The sequence below is a fragment of the Oleiphilus sp. HI0061 genome (assembly GCF_001635675.1).
Map to the genome: position 1 here is coordinate 1 of NZ_LWFE01001265.1, position 2,464 is coordinate 2,464.

The following is a 2,464-nucleotide window of genomic DNA, read 5'->3' on the forward strand; positions in this document are numbered from 1 at the left end:
TAAACAAAATGCAGGGTAGCCTGCGGGTATTTGCTTTCAAACTGTCTTGCCATCTTGGTAAGTGATACTTTGGCTGAAGAAACTCTTCCAAGATGCTTTACTTCTGAGCCTCGTTGATCTTCGCAATATGCGACTTCGGTGAACTCCTTATGGGTGTCCAATCCGACAAAAATTATGGTATTGTTTTTCATGGTGCTGGCCTCCGCTTATATGGTATGACACATATATTATGGCTCTGGCTTTGCTAACCCACGATAGGAGGTCAGCACTCTTTTGGGACGTGGGGAGTCATTATGTCTATGTAAATTCAGCAAAGATGCATACCCAATGAACTGGGCGTATGAATAAAGTTTGGCCAAGGAGTGAAGAGATAAATGAAGAGAATATTCTTTATTGTTTTATTAGTTTCCGGTTGTGCAACATCATCAGGCGTAATCCCTATAGGGATAGATACGTATTTGATTTCTAGATCCCAAAAAGGATTCGATGTGGTTGGTGGCAGTGTTAAAGCTGATGTATATAAAGAAGCATTTGCATTTTGTAACAATCAAAATAAGCATTTCCAAGTTGTTCGAGTATCTCAAAAGGATATGGTTCCATTCACATCAGATGCCCAGGCAGAAATTCAGTTTATGTGTCTGGATAAAGAAGATCCTGAGTTAACTCGGCCAAATATAAAGAGAGAGGCTGACGTAGTAATAGAAATACGGAACAAATAACTGTTTACATAACAAGTGCCATCAATCGGACTTGGGTAAACTGTCACCGTTTTTGCAAAAAGACGCAAAAACGCCGCCACTTCACCCAAGCCGTTGTGGCAGGCGTTAGTGCTCTTAAGAAGCTAAGCGATTCTGTCGAACATCATCAGCAAGCCAAGATTTGATTAAGGACTGGTAAGGCATGTCTCTTCGATTAGCCTCAATTTTAATGCTTTCAAGCAAAGACTCAGGTAACCGCAAGGAAATTGTTTTCGTCGATGGTTTTAAGTTGGGCATTGTTACTTTTGCGGCCTTACTCCAGTCCAAGTAATCAGCGGAATCATTATCTTCCCAAAACTTTCGTTCTTCTGCCTCTGTTTTAAACTTTGGAGGCTGTTTATGCTTGTTCATAAAATTTCCTCTCTTTCTTGTGCATTGGTCGTGCAGAAATCACTCTAATCAAAGTGTTATCTTCACGCAGTGTAAAAGTAATATGTAGTTGCCGCCCATCATCGGTAATTCCAAGGGCATGGTATCTGGGCTCTTTATCACTGTGCTTTTTGTCCGGCAGCAGTAATAAAGGCTCATTAAAAAATAATTGTTCGGCCTCTAACTGGTTTACGCTGTGTTTATCAACGTTTTTTCTTTCGTTGCCAGCATCCCAATTAAAGCCTTTTATTTGTTTCCAATTAATCATTTATGTATATTACCATCATATACATAAAAATAGCACTAACAAGCGGCTCCACCGGACAAATTTTATTGTCACCTTTTTTGTACCAAAAAAGCCGCCAATAAAATTTGCTCGGTGAGCCGGGCGTTAAATGCCAAAAGGAATTTATGAGCTACGATCATCCAATCGAAATAGTCGAAAATGATGTTCTTGTTGTCTCAGTCGTAGACTCTGATGGCAATTATTTTATGTGGCAAAAAGGTCTAACCGAAGAGGTCGGTTCCGATGATGGTATTTACTTCGAATACAATGACCAAATAAATGGTCGCCACAACCAAGTGACCGAATGCACCATAACAAATGATGGTATTCATATAGTACTTGCCAACGGCAACTTAGAGCATTTTTACTTTCCGGCTAAATTCGATAAGTTTAATGAATTACGGGCGGGTCTAAACAAAATATACGCTGAGCATGGTGGCATAATTGAATTCAGCATTTAACAAGTGCAGCCTGCCTCGCCACAGCAAAAACACGCTGTGGCTGGACCTCGCTTCGCTCGGCCGCAGCTGCAGGCGTTATGTCTTTGAAATGGCTGAAATTAATCCGCAGTGTTCTACAAATGGTTTGAAATCTCTATCGGTAAAAAGAAGCGGCACCTTATTATCTATACAAAAAGTCGCAATAATCACATCCGCTGTTTTCCTTATCGTAATGCCTCGCTTCCTCAGCAATCGATAATAGTCCGAACATTGCAATACCATCCTATGACCAAGCATTTCATATTGGTCTAGTTTCCCAAGTACAGACTTGGTTTTATTGTATTCTTTGTCGCTTTTTATGCCCTGCAATATCTCAAGCAAAATTAAATCGCCTAAAGCAACATTCCCCTTCATTAATTGCCTGTCTAACTCATCGGTATAGGGACTTACTACGCCGTTAAAATAATCAATCCAAACACTTGTGTCAGCAATAATCACTTATCGCCTCGCATTTCGTTTAAATCGCCTTCCCAGTGTATTTTCCCCCTTAAACTACATACAGCTTGTTGTTCATTTAGCTTAATAAGCAACTTTAAGCCTTCTTCAACAGC

Annotated in this window: 5 protein-coding genes and 1 pseudogene; 2 read left to right on the forward strand and 4 right to left on the reverse strand. The window is 40.2% G+C overall.

Annotated features, from left to right (window positions below; genetic code table 11):
* Nucleotides 1–191, reverse strand: a pseudogene (locus A3735_RS19795) (IS110 family transposase); the annotation flags it as partial.
* Between the two features lie 183 nt (nt 192–374).
* Here A3735_RS19795 and A3735_RS19800 point away from each other — a divergent pair.
* Entirely contained in the window at nt 375–719 is a 345-nt protein-coding gene (locus A3735_RS19800; protein WP_068510171.1) for a hypothetical protein, read from the forward strand.
* A 114-nt stretch (nt 720–833) separates the two neighbouring features.
* On the opposite strand, the gene brnA is transcribed toward A3735_RS19800, so the two are convergent.
* Together brnA and A3735_RS19810 are read right to left on the reverse strand one after the other, a co-directional pair.
* A complete protein-coding gene (gene brnA / locus A3735_RS19805) occupies nt 834–1,109 on the reverse strand; it encodes a type II toxin-antitoxin system BrnA family antitoxin (protein ID WP_068510173.1) in 276 nt (91 codons plus the stop codon).
* On the reverse strand, nt 1,096–1,395 hold the full coding sequence (locus A3735_RS19810; RefSeq protein ID WP_068511104.1) for a BrnT family toxin: 300 nt from the start codon (nt 1,393–1,395) through the stop codon (nt 1,096–1,098). The genes brnA and A3735_RS19810 overlap by 14 nt, the downstream gene beginning before the upstream one ends.
* Nucleotides 1,396–1,538: 143 nt before the next feature.
* Between A3735_RS19810 and A3735_RS19815 the strand changes: the two genes are divergently transcribed.
* Complete coding sequence (locus A3735_RS19815; protein ID WP_068511102.1) at nt 1,539–1,874, forward strand: hypothetical protein; 336 nt, start codon at nt 1,539–1,541, stop codon at nt 1,872–1,874.
* A 75-nt stretch (nt 1,875–1,949) separates the two neighbouring features.
* Here the strand turns inward: A3735_RS19815 and A3735_RS19820 are convergent, their stop codons facing one another.
* Nucleotides 1,950–2,351, reverse strand: coding sequence for a PIN domain nuclease (locus tag A3735_RS19820; protein WP_068511100.1), 402 nt, complete (start codon nt 2,349–2,351; stop codon nt 1,950–1,952).
* Between the last annotated feature and the right edge of the window lie 113 nt (nt 2,352–2,464).